Source organism: Bradyrhizobium guangdongense (genome assembly GCF_004114975.1).
GTDB classification, from domain to species: domain Bacteria; phylum Pseudomonadota; class Alphaproteobacteria; order Rhizobiales; family Xanthobacteraceae; genus Bradyrhizobium; species Bradyrhizobium guangdongense.
The window spans coordinates 7151902-7175494 of record NZ_CP030051.1; the positions used below are offsets into that span (position 1 = coordinate 7151902).

Annotated in this window: 14 protein-coding genes and 3 pseudogenes; 7 read left to right on the plus strand and 10 right to left on the minus strand. The window is 55.8% G+C overall.

What is annotated here, in order from left to right; translation table 11 throughout:
- Positions 1-268 precede the first annotated feature (268 nt).
- The 6 genes from X265_RS34285 to X265_RS34310 form a co-directional block, all read right to left on the minus strand.
- The gene (locus X265_RS34285; RefSeq protein ID WP_128968839.1) at positions 269-3283 is read right to left on the minus strand and encodes a RelA/SpoT domain-containing protein; all 3015 of its coding nucleotides are present in this window, start codon (positions 3281-3283) and stop codon (positions 269-271) included.
- 245 nt (positions 3284-3528) lie between these two features.
- Positions 3529-5367 carry an alpha/beta hydrolase gene (locus X265_RS34290; RefSeq protein WP_128968840.1) on the minus strand — a complete coding sequence of 613 codons (1839 nt, stop codon included), beginning with the start codon at positions 5365-5367 and terminating at the stop codon, positions 3529-3531.
- Between the two features lie 322 nt (positions 5368-5689).
- Complete coding sequence (locus X265_RS34295) at positions 5690-5878, minus strand: hypothetical protein (protein WP_128968841.1); 189 nt, start codon at positions 5876-5878, stop codon at positions 5690-5692.
- 866 nt (positions 5879-6744) lie between these two features.
- Positions 6745-7158 carry a hypothetical protein gene (locus X265_RS34300; protein ID WP_128968842.1) on the minus strand — a complete coding sequence of 138 codons (414 nt, stop codon included), beginning with the start codon at positions 7156-7158 and terminating at the stop codon, positions 6745-6747.
- Positions 7159-7876: 718 nt separating this feature from the next.
- Positions 7877-8380 carry a hypothetical protein gene (locus X265_RS34305; protein ID WP_128968843.1) on the minus strand — a complete coding sequence of 168 codons (504 nt, stop codon included), beginning with the start codon at positions 8378-8380 and terminating at the stop codon, positions 7877-7879.
- On the minus strand, positions 8377-8775 hold the full coding sequence (locus X265_RS34310) for a helix-turn-helix transcriptional regulator (RefSeq protein ID WP_128968844.1): 399 nt from the start codon (positions 8773-8775) through the stop codon (positions 8377-8379). The genes X265_RS34305 and X265_RS34310 overlap by 4 nt, the downstream gene beginning before the upstream one ends.
- A 102-nt stretch (positions 8776-8877) precedes the next feature.
- On the opposite strand from X265_RS34310, the gene X265_RS34315 reads away from it, so the two are divergent.
- From X265_RS34315 to X265_RS34340, 5 genes and pseudogenes are all read left to right on the plus strand, one after another.
- The gene (locus tag X265_RS34315) at positions 8878-9465 is read left to right on the plus strand and encodes a hypothetical protein (RefSeq protein WP_128968845.1); all 588 of its coding nucleotides are present in this window, start codon (positions 8878-8880) and stop codon (positions 9463-9465) included.
- An 85-nt stretch (positions 9466-9550) separates the two neighbouring features.
- A complete protein-coding gene (locus tag X265_RS34320; RefSeq protein WP_128968846.1) occupies positions 9551-9754 on the plus strand; it encodes a helix-turn-helix domain-containing protein in 204 nt (67 codons plus the stop codon).
- Positions 9755-9763: 9 nt separating this feature from the next.
- A pseudogene (locus tag X265_RS34325) lies at positions 9764-10872 on the plus strand (tyrosine-type recombinase/integrase).
- A 948-nt stretch (positions 10873-11820) separates the two neighbouring features.
- Positions 11821-15135: a WD40 repeat domain-containing protein gene (locus tag X265_RS34335; RefSeq protein WP_128968848.1), complete on the plus strand. Its 3315-nt coding sequence runs from the start codon at positions 11821-11823 to the stop codon at positions 15133-15135.
- Positions 15132-16343, plus strand: a complete 1212-nt coding sequence (locus X265_RS34340) for an NACHT domain-containing protein (RefSeq protein ID WP_128968849.1) — start codon at positions 15132-15134, stop codon at positions 16341-16343. Before X265_RS34335 ends, X265_RS34340 begins: the two co-directional genes overlap by 4 nt.
- A 369-nt stretch (positions 16344-16712) precedes the next feature.
- On the opposite strand, the gene X265_RS34345 is transcribed toward X265_RS34340, so the two are convergent.
- Both X265_RS34345 and X265_RS34350 read right to left on the minus strand, forming a co-directional pair.
- Positions 16713-17054 carry a DUF3768 domain-containing protein gene (locus tag X265_RS34345; protein ID WP_128968850.1) on the minus strand — a complete coding sequence of 114 codons (342 nt, stop codon included), beginning with the start codon at positions 17052-17054 and terminating at the stop codon, positions 16713-16715.
- A 9-nt stretch (positions 17055-17063) separates the two neighbouring features.
- Entirely contained in the window at positions 17064-17306 is a 243-nt protein-coding gene (locus tag X265_RS34350) for a hypothetical protein (protein ID WP_128968851.1), read from the minus strand.
- A 175-nt stretch (positions 17307-17481) separates the two neighbouring features.
- On the opposite strand from X265_RS34350, the pseudogene istA reads away from it, so the two are divergent.
- Both istA and istB read left to right on the plus strand, forming a co-directional pair.
- Positions 17482-18972 (plus strand): annotated as a pseudogene (gene istA, locus X265_RS34355) (IS21 family transposase); the annotation flags it as partial.
- 8 nt (positions 18973-18980) lie between these two features.
- A complete protein-coding gene (istB, locus tag X265_RS41575) occupies positions 18981-19844 on the plus strand; it encodes an IS21-like element helper ATPase IstB (RefSeq protein ID WP_128963210.1) in 864 nt (287 codons plus the stop codon).
- 155 nt (positions 19845-19999) lie between these two features.
- On the opposite strand, the pseudogene X265_RS34365 reads toward istB, so the two are convergent.
- Positions 20000-21925: pseudogene (locus X265_RS34365) on the minus strand (HAMP domain-containing methyl-accepting chemotaxis protein); the annotation flags it as partial.
- Positions 21926-22207: 282 nt separating this feature from the next.
- Positions 22208-23560, minus strand: coding sequence for a transposase (locus X265_RS34370; RefSeq protein ID WP_128967725.1), 1353 nt, complete (start codon positions 23558-23560; stop codon positions 22208-22210).
- Positions 23561-23593: the final 33 nt, after the last annotated feature.

Here is a 23593-nt window from a genome sequence, read left to right on the forward strand (position 1 = left end):
CATACAGTAGCACGCGCTACCTGCGACTCTCACCAATTGAAGCCTACCGACATTCAAGAGAAAATCCCCACTGCATCCCAGCTTGCCACAACCTGCGCTAGACCGGTCAACGTCGCCTCTTTCCCTACGGTTGACCGTCGCGCTGGCCGCGGCGCCCATATAGCTGTCGGGACGAAGGACGTCAGTAAGCACGCGCCGATGCCGCGTTTCGACTCCCCGGCGGGCAAAGGGCTCGGATAAGACCCCGTTCAGGTATGATGGTCGACGCTCATTGATTTCCATCGTTCTTCGACGGATGGTCGTAGCGCCGCTTCCGCATCTCCAGTTCCTCTTCACTGCGGCGCTGTTCAGCTGCGATTTGGCGATCGAGGCTCGCCAAATACTCGTTGGCGAACGATCGAACCCGCTCGTCTGGGTCCGAAAGCCAAGGTTCGAGCGCGTCTCGTTTACGCCGGTACGCCTCCACCAATCCGAACTCTCCGCTGACGACCCCCGTCGCATCCAGCACCAAAATGACGCTGTTGCGCAGATCGTCGTCCGCCGGAAGGCGTCGGATGATCTCCTTGCACAATGACTCGAGAAACGACTCACCATCATACGCGGATAGGATGCTGATCGTGAATTCGAGGTCATCGCGCGTACCGCCGACAACTAGCGACATCAACCTGCGATCGAGTTCCTCTGAGAATGCGGGAAACGCGGCGGACAGGAGGCGCCCGCCTGTGTACTGAAACATGTAGTCGCCGCTCTTAAAAAGCCGACGAACGGTATCGACCGCGTGATCTACGATCGCCTGAAAGCTCTTCTTCAATTCATAGAATTCGTAAGGCACCGCCTCATAACCGCGTGCGACATCCTTCGATGCAGACAATGCCAGTCGCTCTTCAAAGAAATCGAACACGCGTGTTGGGTGCTTGTTAGCAATCTGAATCAGAATGAATTCTGCATGCGTGTCGATGCGTGGAGCATGCAAAAGGTTTTGAAGGACCGCCTCCACGCCCTCACTGGTTAGATCGTGGATGAACGACTGCTCTGGCGAGACAAACCACGCCAAGTTGACCCATCGGGAATCTTTCTTTTGCGTGAAATACTCAATACCGGGCAACAGGACTTGATCTATCAGAGACTCGGTCCCATCGCTATATCGTCGAAACGCGGTTTCCAGAACCTGCACGATCACTCCTTCTTTGTCGAGCCGGATACCCGCTTCGAGCAGCCGCTTCAGCTTCGCGCCATCGAACGCCTGAATAAACTTGAGAGAATGCGCGATCTCTACAAGATACTGATCTTCAGCTAGCCACCGCTCTATCCGCTCCTCCAGCGCGGCGGCCTGGCTGCTCTGCGCTAAACCTGACAGCATGATGCCGAGAAACCCCGTCAGCGGTCTTTCTATCTTGTCAATAAAACCAAGCGTGATTGAAGGCCTTGCTTGGCTAAGCCGCCGGAGAAATTCCCCGAAACTAGGAAACGTCGCTAAATCGTCTGACTTCGTCTGTGCGCAGCGATTGATGATCTTGAACCAATCATCTGCATTCTTCTCGGTAACCTCAGCCACCAGTTCGTCTATACGCTTACTCCGATACTCTCGCTCTTCCTCATAGCGCATGCTGTCCCACTGCCACATCGGTGGGAAGACGCACTCAAAGCCAACCAAGACGTTGTAGATTGCAAATCCTGCATTGGCCTCTGCTCGCGCGCGGAAAGACTGAATACTCATGTCCAACCGCTCGGCAGCCTTGAGAACCGCAGGACCGATATCTTCGGCGACACCAACGCCCTTGTTTCGGCGGTGCAACCAAAGCAGTTTGCGCTGGATGCTTTGGATGATCTCATAATCGTCGGTCGCTGCAACATCAGCGAAGAAATCAGCCACGCGAGCGCTGTCGTTGAGTATGTCGGCAAGGAGTTCGTTTGAATAATTCGAAGAAATCGGCATTGCTGCGGCAGCAAAGAGGACGCGCTTGATCTGCGTTTTTTCATCGATCGAGCCGGCCGCACTATAGAATTTGCAGAGGATGTCGATCGCTTCAGCACGCACGCCGCGCAGTGCATCGCTGGCAACGACTGATCCACGATGAAAGGTCATAGTGTTGTAGGTGCTTGTTGTACCATGCACTTCTGTACCAAGCGCGTCTTCGAGGATCTTGAGAAGCACTGGCAAGACCGGCGCGAGAGCGCCAGCAAAGTCACGAACCTTCCGCACGAGCGCTATCTGCACTGCAGGCCCAGCCTGCTTCCACACTTGCATTTCTTGGGCCGAGAGACGATGAACAAGATCGAGAAGATGCTTGCGCTCATCATCGTCCAAGGCGCCGGGAAACACTTCGCATATCGCATCGAACGTGCCCTCAACCGACACGTATCGGATCTGTCCTAGTATGTCGCAAGCAGCATTCACGACACGCGCCGCATTCGCGCCGGCAAATCGGCCGCCCGGTGTCTCGATTTCCCGCGGCTTCGTCAGGCGCGCCGCCTTGATCGCCGCGATGATACCGTCCTTGATCTCAGGGAAGACGCTTACGTGATCATCGTAATGGGGCAGCACGTAGTCCCGGAACCGCTCAAGAAGTTCTAGCCGCGCGTTATTGTCCGCACAATCCGCAAGCGCCTTCAGCGCGCCCCGGTCAAAGAGCTCTTTACCGCTCAGCAGACGATCGTAATCGCTGAGCGCCTTCTGAAACTCATAGCCAGCAGGAAGCAGGTACGTTTTCATAATCGTCTCGAAGCGTTGCTCGATCGCCTCGAAGAGTTTTCCGCCGAAACCTGCCAGTTTAGGTTTCTTATAGAGAATGTCGTGGACCATTTCGGACCACGTGTGGTTCAGCGTCGTCTGCACTTGCACTTCGCAAGCAAGTCCCGAAAATCGCGCATACTCCGGGAGCTTTGTTCGGTCGTCCTTCAGCGAAACAACGAAGTTGTCCGAGATGAAAAGGTTCTTCGGATCGCCCTCGCCCGGCACGGGGTGATGAATCTTCGTCCGCTTCCAATCGACGTCGAAGTTATCGGTGATAATGCCGCTGCGCTGGAAGCGAGTGACATCTTCATTCGAGTAGAAAATCAGACGGCAGCCAGCCAGGTCTTTTATATCCTGAGCTAACGTCGTCGTATCTAGCTTGCCACGATCCTCAAGCTTTTTCTTGAGCGACCCTGGGTCCTTCGCCCGCGCCTGCACTAGCTGCAGCCGAAACGGGGCGCCGATCGCCGCCCTAAGGATCGAGGCGACAACATCGGCTAAGGCCGCATAGTCGGCCCGCTTGGAGCTGGTGTAAGTTTGAAAATCCATAGGTGAATGTTAATTCGAAATGACTCTTCAGAGGCGCACATTGTATCAATGGTCACCCGATTCGTCGTCTCGCACGCGAGGCTTCTTCGGCAAAGCCCCCCCGATTCGCGGCACAAGAGAAGAGGCCCCTTCGGGGACGGCTTCTCCTTGCAAGTCTTGACAGAGTCGGCTTGGAAACTCATGTTCAATCTCAAGTGCTATGATCCTGCGAATTGCTGCTCGCCGGGAGCACTAGGTGATGGATCCTAGCCTACATACCGCCACCACTTCGAAGGCTTGGCACCTATCGGCATACCTGAAATCTCAACAAGCCGAGGCGCCGGCACTCCTTGCAGAAGAAACTTGATATCGTTCAGAATTGACGTCTTACTCGCAAATATTCCATGGTTCGTTCCGAGAATGTCCCGCCCTACATCTGAAGCGTCTATCGTCTCGACGGGATGAACCACCAGCGGCCCCTCAATCGGAACGTCGCCCGCGCGTACACCCCTGGCTAGCTTCTTAGATACCTTCAATGCCTTGTCTCGCGATGATGCGTACATCGTCATGCCGCGAGCCAACGGCCCGATTTTTTCGATCCACCGTTGGTATTGCTCCGCATCCACATCGGGGGCGGCCATCATAAGATTCTCGAGAGCGAGGCCACTTTGCCGGTTGGCATAGTTTTGTAGGGCGTCTAGGACCAAGAAGTTCCCCATGCTGTGTGCCATAATGTTGAGCTTGGAGACTCCGGCGGACCGCAGATCGAGCAATAGCTCTACAAAGCGATCTCGAGCAAGGAGCGCCGATTCGCGATCGTACATATAGCCGGTAAGACTCAAGCTCGCCGCGGACGCCCACGAAAATAAGATCGGCAATCCTCGATATCTGATATCCCAAGCGACCTGAGAGCACATATACAAACCATCGAGAAAAGAAACATTGAAGCCATGTACGAATATTAACACTTCGCTACTTGACGATTTCGCGATGAGGTCGAGCCAATGTTCCTTCTCGAGCGCTCTGAAGTCCTCCAAAACGAAATGATACCTCGGATCAAGCTCCCCCTCATAGAGGGTTACATTGAAAGCCGTCCAACGCGTTGGTCTCCCCGGCTTGCCGGGCAACCTTTCACGAGGAGCTTTAACGCTTGCTATCCCGTAGGCCGTTCGCTCGGGCTCCCGTTCACTCGAAAACTTGGCTTCATCGTTCGAACGACGCCGGGTTGTCGCGTAGAGAAGTGTCACCCGGCTTGCCGCTGAGTCATCTACCCAAGGTGGTTCGTATGACCCAGGCTGATCCAGGTAAGTGGCCCCCTCATCATTCTTTCCTGATTTGGCTACCTGTTCTTGCGCATGACTGTCCGTGGACTTATTCACAGCCTCCCCAGCCTGGGTAGTCGCCCGTGGCACATAGATGTTCTCGACGCCTTTAATCCCATCGATGATGTAGTCTGTCAGGTCATCCGCAATTTGACCTGTAGCCCAATCGCTAAGGTGCAACTTTTCGAGATCGTTGGGATCCACCATCTGTTCGAGCGGAATGTAATGGTCGTATTGCCACGAACGCATGATCTCAAATCGATTAAAGACAGTGATGCGCTTCTCACTTGCAATTTGCGAAATGAGAGATTGCATCGTTTGTGTTTGACTAATCTTTTCGGAGCTTATTAGTGCCGGGACGTAGGGCGGCCCCATCAAGATGGTATCCAGCGCCCTAGCTTCAATCCATTCGACACCCTTCCGAACTGCTGCAATTACTTCATTACTAGAGTGACCTTTAACAATGGCATCAGTGCCGACCTGCCAAATAACCAAGGCCGGCGCGTGGGAAATGACATCCCGATCGAACCGTTTTAGCTCCTCAGGAGCCTCTTCTCCTTCCACGCCACTGTTGATTACATCAAACTCGATTTCAGTGAATTCGCGTGAGAGTGCAACCTGCAACCGCGCAGGGTACGGCAGGACGCCGCCTTGACCTGCCGTGTCGCCCGAACCGATCGCGACAACTTTGACCGATCTACCCGTGAGTATGCTTTTGGCTAACCCGGCAAGAAAATACTGTCCCTTCAGAGCGGGATCGTTAATCGGGGGCACTTCAGCCATTTCTTTGCCCGTTCATAAAGTGGTCAGTGCAATCGACATGATCATGCCGGTTCATAGTGCAAATGCAAGGCGAAGATGCGCGCGCACAAGCGTACAGGGTACGAGACGAGATCGGCCCGGGGCCAGCGCAGATCCCGCCGCTGACGCGGGTCTGATCCGGTAAATCCAAAAGAGATCGGCACTAGCGCCACCGATTTCCGAATAGATACGAACGGGTAGAGCAACCCTCTCCATCAAAACCAGCCGCTAACCCAGCTGAAATGAAAGGGCCCCGACTGTCGGGGCCTCTTCTTGAACGGCGCTCGAGCGCATTCGAAGGATGTCACGCAGACACGCCACCGCCTTCAGCGTCAGTGCAAGTCCGTGCCGTGTGCCCCTCCTTTCCACATTTCGAGCACTTTTGAGCGGCACGCGCCTTGCTGGCGCCTCCGCTAAAAATCGCAACTAGCTGCCGATCGATCTCTTCACGCTCCTCGATCAGCCTTTTGGCTTTCTCAACATCATAATCCATTTGAAGGTCTCCAATGCTTGCAGAAATCGGACCGTATACATCCGGCAACCAAGCGCATCCGCCGGAGCGACGCAGCCAGATTGGAAACTCCTTTCATCGGAAAAGAAACGGTGCCTGTACGTCGCGTCGCAACGCTGGGCAGCTCAGCGAAGAGCTATGAACGACAGAACCTTTTTCGGTGACTGCCTTTGCACCAATTAGTGCATAACCCTACATTGTCTGAATTCTCCAACATCGAGCTTGCCACACGGCGCGGCTACTACGGTCAACGTCGCTTCGCGACGTGCTTCGCTTCGCTGCGCCCCTTCGGGTGACCGCGCCGCTTTGTGTGGCAGTGCTGGAAGTGTCGGGACGAAGGGCGTCATAAAACCGCTTCGCGATCGACGCCCTGCGGGGCGTCGAACAAAGGGCTGCAACTTTTGTACCCAACGTTGAAAAACCGAGAAGGACATCCTCCTCTGGACTCGACAGCTCCGGCAAGACCCAACCTCGGCCAGCACTCCCCCTCCCAAGAATGTTGAGCGTTCGGCGCGGGGCGCCCGAATTGCAGGCGCCGGCCCACCCCCTCTGCTAGCGCCTTGGTCGCGCGCGGCGGCCTTGGCCGATGACGGCGTTGACCGCCACGGGATAGGAGACGTCTGGCTTGTACCGGAAACACTCACACCCCGGTTTCAGACAACGGCCGCGCATCCTTCGAGAATGACGTTTGTTGCAAAGACAGGATGGGGCTGAACAGGGTGCGGTGACCCAATCATGGACCGCACCTCGGTGCCTGCAGTTGCTACACATTGGCATAGAAGAAAAAGATTAGCTGATAGTAAGAAGATGTCCTCACCCGGCGCAAAAGCGCCGGGTGAGATCGCGCTCTAATAACTCGCGATAATGAGGCAGGGTTTGCCTGTCTCAGACTCCTTCCGCGCACAGAAGGCAACGAAATCACGAAAGCTCTTTAGGACAACCTCAATCTCATCGGCATCCGTAACCTCGTAGATCTCTCGCTCACGTTTCTCAGCCAGCCGAAGAACCTGAGGAAGGCGATCCCTGAGGGTCGCAGCTGGAATGTAGGCCTGTCCATTAACGAAAGCCTCATTGACCAGCTCGACCGTGGCATAAGGATCGCCGTGGTATGCTTCCCGTAAGTATCCAACGTGCCCATGTTCGATACTGAAGCCGGTGACTTGAGCAGCTCGATCCGCCTCTGTCATCCCCTCCCACTGCGCATAGATATCAATACCCATACGTCTGTAGTGATTAGAACTAATAAGCTCGACCTGTCGCATTCGCTCCGCGAACGCTCTCTTGGAGAGGGCGGCCGACCAGGCGGGCAGTCAAGGGCTCGCCCCTTGACGGTCCGCCGCGGCCGCCACAATGAGGAGAGCGTGCGGAGCGAATAGGTCAATCGAAGTCGCGCTCACAAATGGGATTCCGCCCCAGAAGCCGGCCAAGGCCAGCGACCAACGCATAACGTGACGCCCGGAGGAGGACTATCGGACGGCCCGCCGAGCGGGCTGTCCGATAGCCCGGACGGAGGGTGTTCGTTATGCGGGTGGTCGGAAGGCGGGGGCGACCGACGTCGGCCGAGGGCCGATTAGGCGGTTACGCCGCAAGCGACCGAGGCGCCGGCGGTCGCACCCTCCGCGGCGTTCACTTCTGGCTGCAGATAGCCGGCGCAGGAAGGTTAAACGAGGGCCCGGCCGCAGGCGGGCCTGAGCCGAATCCAGCTCCTGCTAGATTGAGCAACCCCCGCGATAAAACGATAAAACACATAGAAACTAGAACCATTGTCGCGAAACAGGGCTGCCAACTCATGGGACGATAAGTGTCCGTTTCGAAAAGGCTTTTTGTTCGAGGTCCCCCTGTTACAGGGGCTGGTACGGAAACGGGAGGCGTAAAGGGGAGCGAACCAGAGACCGTAACCGTGACTGCGGTGCACTTGCATAATCGCGTCGGTTCGCCGGACGAACTGGCCGTCGTCTCACCCGAGGAACGGAAACAAGACTAGCCATTTGCCTGCACATTGAGAAACCCGAAAGCTAGAGCGGCGGCATCGAAGATGGCCATTCTCGCCGCCTCGCTCTTCCAAGCCTTGTTGGTCTTGGGAAGATAGCGCGCGAAGGCTGGCACTTCCTTGACGATCGCTGCGGCAATTGCGCGACGCGTAGTCCGAGTCAGATGAGAAAACCGCGCCTGCATTTCTCTTCGTGCAAGAAATACCACCTCAAATCCCGAACGCTTGGCTAGTTCAGCAATGGCGTCATTGAGTTGGCGAATGCGCTCCGGCCGATGAACTTCAACCGGCGACATCATTTGGAGAACAAGGGTGCGCAAGTCGGATGGCATTAGCCGCTCAATCCGAGCGAGGATCTTCTCGCGCTTTTCGCTTCCGCGCACCTCTACGACGCCCCAATTAAAGAGGTTGAGGCCATCCTTGAAGATGACAAATGCAAACCCTCGATAGTTCAAATAAACGGCCGCGACGAGTTTTCGGCGACCGACGGTCATATTGGAAAGTCGCGTACATGGGGGTGCACTCGCTGCAAGACCTCCTCTAGAAAATCTAGCTTGGTGCTGGTCGCGAGCGATGGATTACCCTGCAACGCTTCGTACAGCTCCCCTGCTCCGGCCAGCACGCGTTCATAGGCTTTGGCGTACAGCTCCGGAAAGAGTTCATGAGGCGGCGTGTCAAAGAGGACCGAAAACGCTATCGCCTGCGCTAAAGTAGGATAGGTCCGACGCGTTTCGATCCGGCCGATCGTAACATTCGTCGTGGTCCCAATGAGAAACGCTAGTTCGCTTTGGGTGAGGGCCCAGCGGCGCCGAAGCGGACGCAGATATGAAATGACGCGGTAGTCCATAGCGATGCGCCCCTTGCCAACACAAACGGGCACGTTGACCATGATCTCTCTAAACGCTCCCGAATTCCAGACGCGAAAATTGTGCCGGCACGCAATAATAGTAGCACGCCGTTCATATAGCTTTCACGCGGTGATGGTTACGCGTTGACTTCGCGCACCTGTCAAGCATCGGAAAACGCCGCCCGCGCACCCTCGAACATTTTCATCGCGCGCAAGTTCTCGCGTCTAGCGAACCGCCTGCCTGACGCTAGTATTGCAGATATGCTTACAATAGACATCAATTGGGAATACTTCCTCGGGATTATCGGAACACTCATAGCGCTCTCTTACTACGCAAACGGCCGCTTCACCCGCATTGAGACAAACTTGGGATGGCTCGCAGATGCGGTACGCGATCTCACTATCAAAGCTGAGAACCTTTCAGCCCGCGCCTTCGATACGCATTCTCCTATCTCCCTGACTGAGAGCGGCGAGCAACTATTGCGGGACAGCGGGCTCAAATCATACATCGATCGTCGAAAAGATGACTTCACTCTGCAGCTGCGTGCGATGGCTCCGCTTGATCTCTACACTGTTCAGGAGAGCGCCTTCCGCTTGTTTCATCACGTTCCCCTGGAGGAGCAATTTGCGCGTCAGCTGAAGAGGTACGCGTTCAGAACCGGTACCAGCACAGATTTACTTAGGCGAGTGGGCGCAATCTATCTGCGCGATATCGCGATTGCACCACACTGAATTATGCACGCATCCATTCGCCAATCTCAACTCGTCCCTGTATCATTGCAGATAGTTTCCCAAGCTATCCTGCTCCTTGAAAACTATGTCGATTGATATCACCAGCCGGCTTGAGCTGCTGACCGTGGTGGACGTTGCAAAAATACTAAGGATTTCGATTGCAACTGTTCGACGGCTGCAACAACAACGTCGGATTCCCTTCCTGAAAGTTGGCGGGCGCGTGCGCTTCATCCGAAGGGATGTCGACGCGTACCTGCAAAACCGGCGCGTGCCATCGATCGACGCATAACAATGATGTATGGCAGTACGAAAATTTGGAAAGAAATGGTGGGTAGACTTTCGCTCTAATCGAACTAGGTACAGAAAACAGAGCCCAGAGAACACACGAACCGGTGCAATCGCCTACGAATTGTCCCTTCGCCAAAAGCTCGCAAGAGGAGAGGAGATCGGGCATACTGAGCGAAAGGACAGAGAGCCAACTTTCTCTCAGTTCGCAGCGATCTGGTTTAAGGACTACGTAAAGCCGAACAACAAGCATTCCGAGCAGTTGGCCAAGAAATACGTTCTCGCAAAATCGCTCGTCCCGTTCTTCGGCTCAATACTAATAACGCAGATCAACGGACACGACATTGAGCGTTACAAGGCAAAAGAGGTTGAGCTCGGTTTCTCGAACAAGACAATTACAAATCGCCTCACGGTGCTCAACAAATGCCTAGGAACCGCTTATGAATGGCTGGACCTCCAGGGAGCACCGCCCAAAATCAAATGGCCGCGTTGGACTCTTCCCGAAATTGACTACCTCTCCCCGGCGGAATGTGAAAAGCTCCTGTCACACGCAAATGGCGCGATTTACGAGATGGCTCTCATGGCCCTTCGCACAGGAATGAGACAAGGTGAGCTTAGAGGGTTGCAGTGGTCCTCGATCGATTGGCTGACCCGCAGCGTTAGTGTTCGTCATTCGCGCGACGACCGCGGGATGCTCGTTCCTCCTAAGAGTGGTCGGGCGCGCCATGTACCGCTGGATGTCGATGTGTACGCAATGCTCTATGCTCAAAGAGAGATACGGGATACGTATTTCTCGGAGCAGACGGCCACCCCTACAACAATTACCGCATGAACTATGCAATTCGCAGGCTGTGTAAGCGAGCAGAATTCCGGATCATCGGCTGGCACACGCTCCGACATACCTTTGCCTCGCACCTCGCAATAAGAGGAGTTCCGCTGCCGGTCATTAAGGAACTTATGGGGCATGCCTCAATCACTACGACGATGCGGTATGCGCACGTGGCGCCATCGGCGTTGCGCACTGCAATCGAAATTCTGAACCCAAAGATGCTTACCGTAGCGGATTTTGGGCAACCGGCGGGCAATGAATGGCAGCAAGCTCAGTGGGGCCAAGCAGCTTAACAAGCACCGGTCTCAAAATGTCGTTGATTGAAGCGGCAAACTCCGGACACAGAACAAGAAACGAATGCGATCTAGTTTGTGACCCTACGGGGAATCGAACCCCGTATTAGCCAAGTCTACCGGATCACAAAGCGAGCGAACACATCCCTAATTATTGGCTTAGATGAAGGAAGTATGAGCTAAACATCACATTGTCACTCGCCGACACGAGCGAACAGAAGCAAGCACTTTTTATCAGTTCTTGGGCAACCCGTGGGCAACGATCGCTGGATCGAATCCACGGATTACAAGCACCAGGCAGGATAGCGAACTGGTAACAAGCCAGGAGCCGCCGAGAGGCGGCTTTTCTGTTGCCAACCTCCAACGCGCAACGAACGGCGCGCGACTCGACGAGTGATGATGCCGCGCAGAATTACGAGTCTAGTCGCGCGTCGTGAGTGAAGGGCCTCAGCTATGTAAGAACACGTGCGCTCAACCGTCTTTCCTTGAAAACACTCTTGAGCTACTCTCGGAAATGTACGTGAGCCAGAAGAATATAGAAATTATTCCGGCCATTCCCTTCGAGTGCTCACGGGTTTTCGGGACCGAGCACGTCCGACACTTTCTTTCGCATTCTTTCGTTAGCTCTATTTGCAATCGATCGAAGCTCGGCCTGGGCTCCATTCAGCAAAACGGCGACCCAGATCACGTAGAGATTAGACCCACACTGGGCCGTGTACCCATAAACCTGGCGGCGCGATGCGACTAAAGCAATGTCTGCTTTGCATCTAGAGCGACCGACTTCGGGCGGCAACGCAATTGTCGCGGCGGGCCAAGGCCGGACATGACCCGGCCGGGTCAGATCAAGCGAAGCTGAATCATTCAACGCCCCACAGTGGGCACTTGATACAGTTTTAAATTGAGATCTATTATCGGTTTTCCAAAGGAGCGCTGGTTGGGGGAAACGGTATGGCGTTCGAACAACTGCAAACGCTCACAAAGCTCATCCTCTTTTCCGTAGCAGCGTTCTTGGCTGCTCCTTCCGCGAAATGCGAGACGGCTGATATCCAATTCGAAATACAAGCTGCTCCGGAGAGTTCCAGCGTAATCAGACCTCACCCAACACGTTCGGATCTATTCGCAAACGTCGAGAACTCAGGTGAGATCACCCTTTGGCAAATCGAGTCCGGCAACACACCCAAGAAAGTACTTACGGCGTACGAGAGCACTTCCGCCCTCGAATTGATTGAGGCTTCTGACGCTAAGTTCAACTTCCATTTCTTAGTAGGAACGATTTCAGGCGAACTGAAGATCATTGACTCTCGAGCACACCCAATATGTGCTGGCAGAGACCACAGCGGCGCAGCCATTAGCCACATTGTTTATGATAGCGATAGCAAGCTCATAATAACTGGAAGCGAAGATGGCTCCATAAGCGTTTGGGATACAAAATGCAAAATTGTGAAGGAGAGAGTGTTTCTTCACAAGAGAACGCTTTCGGGCCTCAGCGTCGTTAGGGGTGCCAAAAAGGTATTATCAGTCTCGCGCGATGGGACGCTTTTTGCGTTAGACACTAGCAACGTTGCGGCTATTGGTACCGTACAGCTCGTCAAAGCTGAAGCCGGCTCATTATCGTCTGAATCAGAATTGCGGGGCTTGGCGGTTTCTCGGGATGGCCAAAGACTAGCCATCGCCTCGCATGGAACAATCGAGATTTTTCAAACTTCGATTTTGCTGGACGAGATTGGCAAAGTCCATACCGCAACCCCTCTTGCGAGCTGCGAGGCATCATACGTTCAGGAGCGAACGTTGAAGTTCCTGCCCGATGATCAGTATGTCGTTTATAGCGATTTTTATGATGTCTTCTTGTGGTCGGCGCAGCCCAAAAGTGAAAAGCGCTCAATCCTTCATGAGATTGTATCGGGTCAAACACCCGAACTAATCGAGCTTCTCGCCGATGACGTAACGGTCGTATCGGGAAATCGAAATGCCCCGCCTAAGTTGTGGAGAATAGGTTATGCTCAAGTTGGACCTCCCATTCGAATAGACGAACACCGCATTTCAGATATCTCGATCACTTCCTCTAAAAAGATAGTTGTCTCTTCGGAGAGGGGCCTCATCCGGACGCTGTCGCAGGATGGGATTTTGTCGAGGGAAGGGGCAGAGGTTAAGGGTAACGTCTTTTCGATAGACGTATCGGACGACGGCACTAACGTCATCGCGGGCGGGCCTGGGTACGTGCGAAGTATCGGACTAACCAATCCTAAGTCCACCCTCTGGCCGACCGAAGGGCTCAATGACCAAGCGGGGCATACCCGATTTTTGCCGCACTCCAATCGATTTATTGCAACATCAAGCTTCGGAAAGTTGGGGCTGTTCTCGCTATCGGACAACGAGCCCTTAGTAGTCGAATCGTTGAGACCTCGGTATGGCACGGCCATGGGCGTGTCAATTTCGCCTTCTGGTGCGCTTATTGCAATCGCGATGTCTCAAGACATCGACAGACTTCAAAAAAGCCGATTGATGATCTTCGACGGTGATGGGCATTTCATCAAAGAGATTATTGCTCCACATGGTGACGAACTGCCAAGTGGCGTTTCCTTTTCGGGTAACGGAAAGATGCTTGTGTCGTATTCCCACAATGATCAAATCGTTGTGTGGGATGTTGAGACCGGTAATTCCATCGGGCATCCGATAAAACATTTGGAAAGTAGTAGCCTAGTCGGCGTGCGCTTTATAAATGGCGACAAATCCCTTCTCGCCGTCTTGAATAATGGCTCAATCAGGGTCTTCAATCGAAATCCAGACCCGAGCGGTCGGGTCGTCTCGTACGAAAGTAAAGCGAGAGACGAGTTCAATCTCGCTGACATGACTAGAGTAATGCAGCTCTCTGACGATGAAAGCTTGCTTGTAACTGGCTCAGAGCATGGTGCGATCACAATCTGGCAGCTTGGATTAGCTCCCCTGTTCACATGGTTGCCTGCGAACGTCCACATAGGCTCGGTCGGGTTCGTCGACGGAGCTTCACCGCTAGTCTGCGGAGAAGCAGGCTCATTGCGTTGCTGGGATCCGATCGCCGGATATTTTGACGTACGCTCCCGGCCTGAACTGGGCATTCCCAACTCTGTAGAGGTGCACGCAGCGAGAAGACTAGTCAGCGTAAGCTATTCCGAAAAAGCGGTATTAATCACGGGACTAGGACGTGAGGAGACACGGCGTGTGGATTTAAATGACAAACCACGCTGGGTTGACTGGTCCGTTGATGGTTACAGATTGTTCGTCACTTTGGACGACTACAAGACCATCCAAATTCTACAGATCCCGGCGGACTATCAGCAGGCAGCCGTTGTCTCCGAAAGGAAGTTTGGCGCGCCAATACGAGGTGTGACTCCTCTCGCCGGCGGAGGTCTCGCCGTAGAATTATTATCGTCAGTCGTCATTTTGAGCCCCGCATTTGAGCAACAGGACCAATTTGATATTCCCTCCTCCTGCAATCGTGAATGGAGCTCCACGCGGATTGTGTTTTCAAGCGACAACACGACTGCAGCCATGGCTTGCCAGAAACTTGTCGTGCTGGAAAAGCACGACGGAAAGTGGATGGTGCGCTTCACTCATGACCTCCTAAATTCCGTTCACGCGTTGTGTTTCACTCGCCATGGCGGCCTTCTAGTAACAGGACATGAATCAGGTGACGTGCATCTTATTGAGGCCGGGAGCGGTAACGAACTGAAGCGAATAGCGTTCGGGCACAACGTAGCCACCGTCGGTTGTCAGGATGATATCTTAGTTGTAGGCTCTGCAGATGGGCAATTTCGTTATTTTTCACTACCCGATGCTGTGCCCCAGGGGCGTTCAGTTTTAAGTCCGCGCGGCATTACCACGATAACTCACAACGGCTGGGTCTCGCGACTGGGACAAGACCCTGCGCAAGTAAAAGGATTTGCTGCCGGACGTGAGTTGGACGAGGAGGCTCTCTCAGGGCATCTATCCTCCAACTTAGTGGCCGTAGCACTCTTCTATAGAAGTGACCGCTTTGTCCGATTTCGGACGGAGCTAATAGACGCTGCTAAGAATGCTTGGACGTATGTGCAAGCGCTTTCGTTCTATGAAAAGCTCTTGTATGCGATGCTCGTGCTCTACGGACTGTTTGCAAGCAGCATCTTCGTTGTTTGGCTTATTAAGCCGGGCATGCTCTGCTCTCTCTCACTGTGGTTAGACGATCAACCGGTCATCCATAATTTGGAGGGTGCTGGAAAACAGACGCCGGAAGGTCGTACTTCATGAGCATCGAAATGTTCGAACTGGGCAAGCAGTGTGCCCGGATCCTTTCCCTGATCAACTTATTGGGTACCACCAACCGAGCGATATCCGCTTGGCTAAGTGCAAGTAGATCTTCATTGGCCGCTCATGGATTCTTCGAACGTCCTTCGGTGAAGCAACGGCAAAGCTACGTAAATATTGGGCGAGAAAGTGTGATCGAGCAGGCGGTGACCGCAAAGATTGTGCGGCTCTGGATCTCGGGTGCGGGTGGAAGCGGGAAGAGCTCACTTGCATTTGAAGCTGGTCGACGATGCTTTGCGGATGGGCGCTTCGTTCCAGTTGTTGTCGATTTCGCGTGGAGGGCTTCGCTCCACGATTACGTTGCTGCTGCATTAAGCGGCCCAATGGCGAAATCGATGGTGCCACGTACCTTCGCGAGCCGCCTCATAGAAGCGGGATACGTGGGGTTGATTTTCGACGGGCTAAGTGAGTTTCAAAGGTCCAACGCCGTTGACGAAATTGTTGAAGCCGTCAGAAACAGGAAATTGACCCACGTTTTAATCACATCACGTCACTCGTGCCCTGATCCCGAGCTGTTTACCGAAGTTCACATAGGATATTTGAACGAGGAGCAATTGAAGCAATTGATTTCGGGCTTGATCTCGAAGGAAAGGGAAGAAGAGGCAACTCGCGCTCTTCTGGAGTTTTCGGAAGGTCAGGGGCTGAGCCCACTGTTTGCGCGGCTGGCGTTAGACTATTTGGCAGATCATAAAAGTCTGCCCAAAGACTTTTCCGAATTGATAAACAGCTACTTGCTGTCTCTTCGTGCAAAAATAACTAGTGCCCCGAGCGAGGGTGATTTTCTCAGAGCCTGCCGTCTTGCCGCCACTGCGTGCTTAGATGATGATTGTGCTCCGCAGGACGTGTCCGAAGATTACTTGCGCGGTGTGTTTGATGCCGAAGGTGTCCAGAGGCCCTTTTTCAGTTCTTCTGGGGAAAAATTCTCATCCTTTGAGTTGATACGAGAGCTGCGAGATTGTGGAATCCTTCAGGGCCGAATTTCAAACGCAACCTTACGCCTGGATTTTGTACATCACCCAATCGCAGAGCATTTGGCCACCTGGAAGACACCGTCAGTTGCTCCAGCCACACGGAGCGTGAATTCCGACTTGTGTTCTCCGGTTAAGCAGCCGCCGTCAGCTGAACCAACATCTTCTCAACGCTTTGAATAGAAGCCTGCGCTCGCCCAAAACTGCTCTAAATTCATCATATCACTATACCCCGCCATGACTGCAGCGCGGGTAACATCACTGCTCCAATGTGTTGGCCTGGTCCGGTGCGGGTCATTGTTGACTCCTTTATCAGAGGCTGAGGACTCGTTGATGTCCGCTCCTGGCCGTAAGCGCCAGCGTTCGGTCTAACCAAAGAAGAAAGCCCCCAGAATCTGAGGGCCGGACTATTGGTCCAAGTTTGATCCGCGCTGATCGGGCGCCTAACCTATACGGTCCGACAGGCCTTCCGATGGTCCCCACAACGGTTCTCCTCCTGCTGGAGCATCAATCCGCCGTGTCTAAGATGGGAGGCGGTAGCTTCTTGTTCTATCAGTACTCACTGGCAAGCATCAGCGTAAGCACACGCGTTGTTTGTCTGGGATCGCTCGGGTCCGCCGAGCCGAATTCGCAGCGCTCGTCGTAGTAATCTATCTTCCAAAAGAACGTCCGATTGCAGAGCTCAAAGCTGCCGAAGTCGTGCTCTCCGCGAGGATCGTTGCCCATCTCGAATTGGTCGAAGGCGGCGACAAGCTGTAATGCCTTCGCCTTCACCATTTCCGGCAGGCCTTCGACACCGCAGGTGGTGAGCACCATTCCGCCCGCGAAACTGCGGCGGAACGCATCGTTGAGTTCTCGGATCCGAGCTACGTGTTCTTTGCTCCGTGCGTCCATGCTCGCCTCCTAAATGAGACCGGCTAGAACGAGAACGGAAACCATGGTGTTGCCGCCGCACCCTTCGCAGTAGCCCTCTTCTTGATCGGATTCCAAGCGCTCGATGCGATCGCAGCCCTCAGTCATGCAAATGGCCGGACACAGGTTATCGGCCGCGAGCAAGACAAATAGGTCGTCGATGGTTGCGAAGCCTTCTGCCTCGCAGACCATCATGAGTTTTGCGCTCTTTGCAGAAAGAACAATATCAGACATGCACTCCTCCTCGCTGCCAGGACCCGACAATTCAGGTGCTGGAGTGCGGGGCGGAGATACGTGTCGTTCGGCCTGCAATATTGACCCCCTAAGCCGGGGGATCGGCGTCCAAAATTGACCCCCTACAGATTGGTCTGTTGCGTTGCCTGCTTTGGAACGAAGCAGGTGGTGGGGGATGCTGATCGTGGAGACGATTGCCCGGATCCGGCGCGAGCACTTCATCAAGGGCAAGACGATCAAGGAGATCGCCCGTGACCTGAAGGTATCGCGGAACACGGTTCGGAAGGTGCTGAGGTCGGGAGAGACCTCCTTCGAGTACGAGCGGCAGGTGCAGCCGCGGCCAAAGCTGGGACGATGGGCAGCAGAGCTTGATGGATTGCTGGCGGCGAACGCGGCTAAATCGGCTCGCGAACAGCTGACGTTGATCCGGATCTTCGAAGAGCTGCGCGGCCGCGGCTATGACGGCGGTTACGATGCGGTGCGGCGTTACGCCAGGCGGTGGAGCAAAGAACGCGGGCAATCGACCGCGGCCGCTTATGTCCCGCTGAGCTTTGCCCCAGGCGAAGCCTACCAGTTCGACTGGAGCCACGAGGTGGTCTTGCTGAGCGGCACCACGGTGATGGTGAAGGCCGCCCATGTCCGGCTCTGTCACAGCCGCATGCTGTTCGTGCGGGCCTATCCGCGGGAGACGCAGGAGATGGTGTTCGACGCCCACGACCGGGCGTTCGCCCTGTTCAAAGGCACCTGCACCCGCGGCATCTATGACAACATGAAGACCGCCGTGGAGACGATCTTCGTCGGTAAAGGGCGTCTCTACAATCGCCGCTTCCTGCAGATGTGCAGTCACTATCTGGTCGATCCGGTCGCCTGCACGCCAGCGTCGGGCTGGGAGAAGGGGCAGGTCGAGAACCAGGTCGGGCTGGTGCGAGAACGCTTCTTCACGCCGCGGCTGCGGTTCAAAAACCTCGACGAGTTAAACGCCTGGCTGCTCGACAAATGCATCGCCTACGCCAAGGCTCATCGCCATCCGGAGCTGGTCGATCAGACGATCTGGGACGTGTTCGAAGCCGAACGCCCCAATCTCGTTCCCTATGCCGGCCGCTTCGACGGCTTCCATGCGGTGACGGCATCGGTCTCGAAGACCTGCCTGGTGCGCTTCGACAACAACAAGTACTCGGTCGCAGCCAGCGCAGTCGGACGCCCCGTCGAGGTTCAAGCCTATGCCGATCGCATCGTGATCCGTCAGGATGGACGCATCGTTGCCGAGCACCCGCGATCCTTTGGCCGCGGCGATACCGTCTACGACCCCTGGCATTATGTGCCGGTGCTCGCCCGCAAACCCGGCGCCTTGCGTAATGGTGCTCCCTTCAAAGACTGGGTGCTGCCGGCCGCGATCGAGCGGATCCGGCGCAAGCTTGCCAGCACCGACGATGGCAATCGGCAGATGGTCGACATCCTCAACGCGGTGCTGACTGACGGTCTGCCCGCGGTGGAAGCGGCCTGTGCCGAAGCGCTCAGTCACAGCGTCCATTCCGCCGATGTCGTGCTCAATATCCTGGCCCGTCAACGCGAACCCGCCCCACCGGCCAACATCATGACGCCGGCCGCACTGACGCTCCGTCATGCACCGATCGCCGATTGTGCTCGCTACGACAACCTCCGGAGGACCATCTGATGGAACGAACCCAAATCTTCGACCTCATGGGCGAACTCAAGCTCTACGGCATGAAGGCTGCCTTCGACGAGATCATGGCGACTGCCGTCAAGCGCCAGCACGAACCTCAGCGCATTGTCGGCGACCTGCTCAACGCCGAGATCAACGAGAAGCAAGCCAGGTCGATCAAATACCAGCTCACCATTGCCAAGCTGCCGCTCGCCAAGGACATCGCCGACTTCCAGTTCGACGGCACGCCGATCAATCAGACTCTCGTCAATGATGTCGCTGGCGGCGGCTTCATCGCCCAACAACGCAACGTCGTGCTGGTTGGCGGCACTGGCACAGGCAAAACCCACCTGGCCATCGCCATCGCCAGAAGCTGCATCCGATCCGGTGCCCGCGGCCGCTTCTTCAACGTAGTCGACCTCGTCAATCGCCTCGAGACCGAGACCCGCAACGGACGGCAAGGACGGCTCGCCGAGCATCTGACCCGGATGGACTTCATCGTGCTGGATGAACTCGGCTATTTGCCCTTCGCGCAGTCCGGTGGCCAGCTTCTCTTCCACCTCGTCAGCCGGCTCTATGAGCGCGCCTCCGTCATCGTGACCACCAATCTCGCCTTCGGCGAATGGCCGAGCGTGTTCGGCGACGCCAAAATGACCACCGCGCTGCTCGACCGATTGACCCATCACTGCGACATCGTCGAGACCGGCAACGATAGCTGGCGGTTCAAGAGTCGAGACGACGATCACGCCACCCGCGCTCGTCTCGCCTCCGCTATCCCGGCCAGCTCCGACGAGACGAGCGCTACCAGCAAAACCCGCCGCACGAAGGGGTCAAAATTGGACGCCGATGAGGGGTCAAATTTGCAGGCCGATTGACAGAAGGTTTCGACTTCGCCACGCATGGTCTCTGATTGCTTCGATAAATCGCTGGACGCCTGCAACACCTGATGGGCAGCAGCGCCGGTATCCCCGGCGGCCTGCTGAACCCCGGCGACATTCGCCGAGATTTCGCTGGTGCCGAGCGCCGCCTGCTGGACGTTGCGAGCGATCTCCTGCGTCGCTGACCCCTGTTCTTCGACGGCACTGGCAATCGCCGACGCGATCTCGTTCATCTCAGTGATCGTTCCGGTGATGCTGCGGATCGCAGTGACCGCGTCGGCTGACGAGTTCTGGATCGACGCAATCTGGGCGCCGATCTGCTCTGTCGCCTTGGCGGTCTGCTCAGCCAGGCTCTTGACCTCGGCTGCCACCACGGCAAATCCCCGGCCAGCTTCTCCAGCGCGAGCCGCTTCGATTGTGGCGTTTAGTGCGAGCAAGTTGGTCTGCGAGGCGATGTCGTTGATGAGCTTGACCACGTCGCCAATGCTGGAGGCACTCTCGTAGAGGCCTTGCACTGTGGTATTGGTGCGACCAGCCTCTTCGACGGCCTTCTGGGCTATGGTAGCCGACTGCGCCACCTGACGGCTGATTTCGGTGACAGAGCTGGCCAGCTCCTCTGAAGCGGCAGCGACGGTCTGCACGTTGGAGGAGGCTTCCTCAGTCGCAGCCGCGACCGCGGTCGCCTGGTTGGAAGTCTCTTCCGCCGTTGCCGTCATCGACGAGGCCGTCGCTTGCAACTCGGTGGACGCTGACGCAACCGACCGCAATACCGTGGAAATGCTTGCATCGAAGGCTTGGGTCAGTTCGTTGACCCGCGCGGCCCGCGCCACGCGTGCCTTGATTGCCTCGGCCTCCTTGTCAGCAAGCTCCTTGGCCTTAATCATGTTTTCCTTGAAGATCAGCACCGCCCGCGCCATCAGGCCAATCTCGTCCTTCTTATCGGTCGCAGGGACCGCAACCGAGTGGTCGCCGTCGGCTAGTTGCCCCATGGCCCCTACCATTTCGAGGATCGGCGGAACGATCGAACGATTGGTTAGGTACACGACGGCGGCGGCGACACCAATGCCGACGCCGAGCAGTACCCAAAGCAAGGTCATCAGGAAGCCGGTTTCCACCAGAACCATCGCCCCGTCCTGTTTCAGGCTATCCTGTTGGCGGGAAACCATGCCGCCGGAACGTGAGCCAGCTGCATTCTTCACGCCGACAAAAATATCGAGCAGCTTGTTTGCACGGGGCGCTGCCTCGTTGGTCAAAAACCATTGCGCCATGTTCCAGCGATCCGAGGCGCGAATGTCGAACATTTTCTGCGGCAGCGGCGCGAACTTGGCACGAGCCGCAACGAGCGCGTCGAAGGCTTTCTGCTGATCGGGCGTCATTTCCGATCTCCGTTGCTCCAACGCATCGAATTTCTTCTGATTGAGAGCCCAGAGCTCGACGAACTCGTTTTTGAATGTCACGTCAGCGGTCAGCAGATAGGCGCGAATCGCACCGATTGCCATTGCCATGCTGCCACGCATATCGGCAAAGGTGATCAAGAGGCTCTTGCGCGCGTCGGTCGAAGCGATGCTGCCTTCCTCGTCGATGATCGAGGTTGCCTTTTGCAGCATAAGCTTGGCAAGCGGCGCCGCCTCGGTCGCGAGGATCTTTGCTGCGGGTTGCTCGTCGATGGTGTGGGCGATCGCTTCAGCCCTGTCCTGCGCGTTGCGCAACTCGTCGAGCAGCGGCTTAGCCTCTTTCCAGTCCACCTTGTTCTGCTCGACCGTCCATTGGCCTGAGAGATGGTCCATCTCGGAACCACGCGCCTGGATGTCCTTCCAGAGCACTGCGCGCTCGACCTTGAATGTGTCATTGCCGGTGATGAGCCAGCCGCGCAGCGAGGCGAGCGAGGCGTATACCCCCGCCACCAGATCACCGGCGGTTATTGCGGTTGGGACCCGCAAATTTACGGTCTGATCGGTGGCTTCGCTGACGGCGCGAACCTTGCTGATGGTGATGCCTACCACTGCGGCGAGGAGAACACAGAGCGCACCAAAGCCCAAGATCAATCGTCCACGGATTTTCAATTGCAAGAATGCCATTGCCAAAATCCCCAAAAGGCAGCTGCGAGCCGTTCTGAGGTAGGCTGAGCGTTAATCATAAAGATTGCGTCAACTGGTGATCCGTACTTGTACGCCTTTCAGTCAAAACGCGCTTACGTCTCACTCATTGGAATGCTCTGGTTTCCGAGTCATTTTTCCGCGAAACGCGCCTTGCAGCAATTGAGTCGTGGACGTCTGCTGTTGGCCGATTCCGTTGAAAAAGGGCGGCAGTATTTCATTGTAATAGCTTCGTTGCGACGAGGCCGAAATGCCCTATCGACCCTATGCGAGCCTCGGGGTGGGCATCGGGATCAGCTTGGCCATCTTTCGAAGGTTCTGGGCGGTTGCCGCGAGGATGAACTCGTCGCGCGCGCCGTTGGGGCCTCGTAAACGCAATCGGTCGAGCTTGAGAATGCGCTTCAGGTGGGCGAACAACATTTCGATTTTCTTGCGGAGCCGGCGCGAGGTGCCTCCCTCCCACGATCTCGCGATCTGGCGCGCCATGTCGCGAGCGCCTTCGTAGATCGAGCGCGGCACCCTCCGTGATGCCTGCTTGGGGCAACACTGACCCTTCAATGCGCATCGATCACAATCGCGCTTGCTGGCGAGGTAGAGCATGGTGGCACCGTCATTCACCAACGTTCCGGTCGTGGTAAGAACTTTGCCACCAGGGCAACGATAGATGTCGCCAGCATGGTCATAGGTGAAGTCGTCGCGCGAGAAGATACCGTCTGTGCGTGCCGACTTGTCGAAGACTGTAACGTGCGGCTCGATGCCGTGCTCATAGACCAGCCAAGCCAGCATCTCAGCCGAGCCATAGCCGCTGTCACCGAGGAGCCGGCTCGGATAGAGATCAAACCGCTCCAGCGAGCGCTCAATCATGCGCTTAGCGGCCAATACCTCGGCCTGCCGGATTGCCGTCGTTGCCTCAACATCGACGATGATCGCGTTCTCAATGTCGACCAGGTAGTTCGTCGAATAGGCGAAAAAGGCTTGGCCGCCGTGCGCCCCCGTCCAGCGCGCCGCCGGATCAGAGGGCGATACGAACTTCGGGGTAACCTCGGTCGCGGCTCCGAACGCGGCATCATCCAGGACAGCCAGATACTCATCGATTGCTCGGCCAGCAGCATCCGGCGGAAGTCCCTTATCGCCTTCGATTCCCTTCTGCCGGTTGGCATCGGCCTTGATGAGGCTCGCATCGACTGCAAATCCTTCACCACCGACCAGTCGCTCCTCGATGCAGCGGCGCAACACGCTCTCGAACACGCGACGGAAGAGATTGCTCTGCCGGAAGCGGCCATGCCTGTTCTTGGAGAATGTCGAATGATCCGGCACCGCCCCTTCCAGACCAAGCCGGCAGAACCACCGGTAGGCCAAATTGAGGTGAACCTCATCGCACAGGCGCCGCTCTGACCGGATGCCGAAGCAGTAGCCGATCAGGAGCATCCGGATCATCAGTTCGGGATCGATCGAAGGCCGGCCGATGCGGCTGTAGAAAGGCGCCAAGTCTTGCCTGATCTCTTGCAGATCGACAAACCTGTCGACCGATCTCAAGAGATGGTCGGAGGGAATATGCTTCTCCAGCGAGAACTCATAGAACAACGCAGCCTGTTCGACTTGCTGATGCCCCATCATGATCTTCAGTCCTGCCAATTAGACAGACTGAAT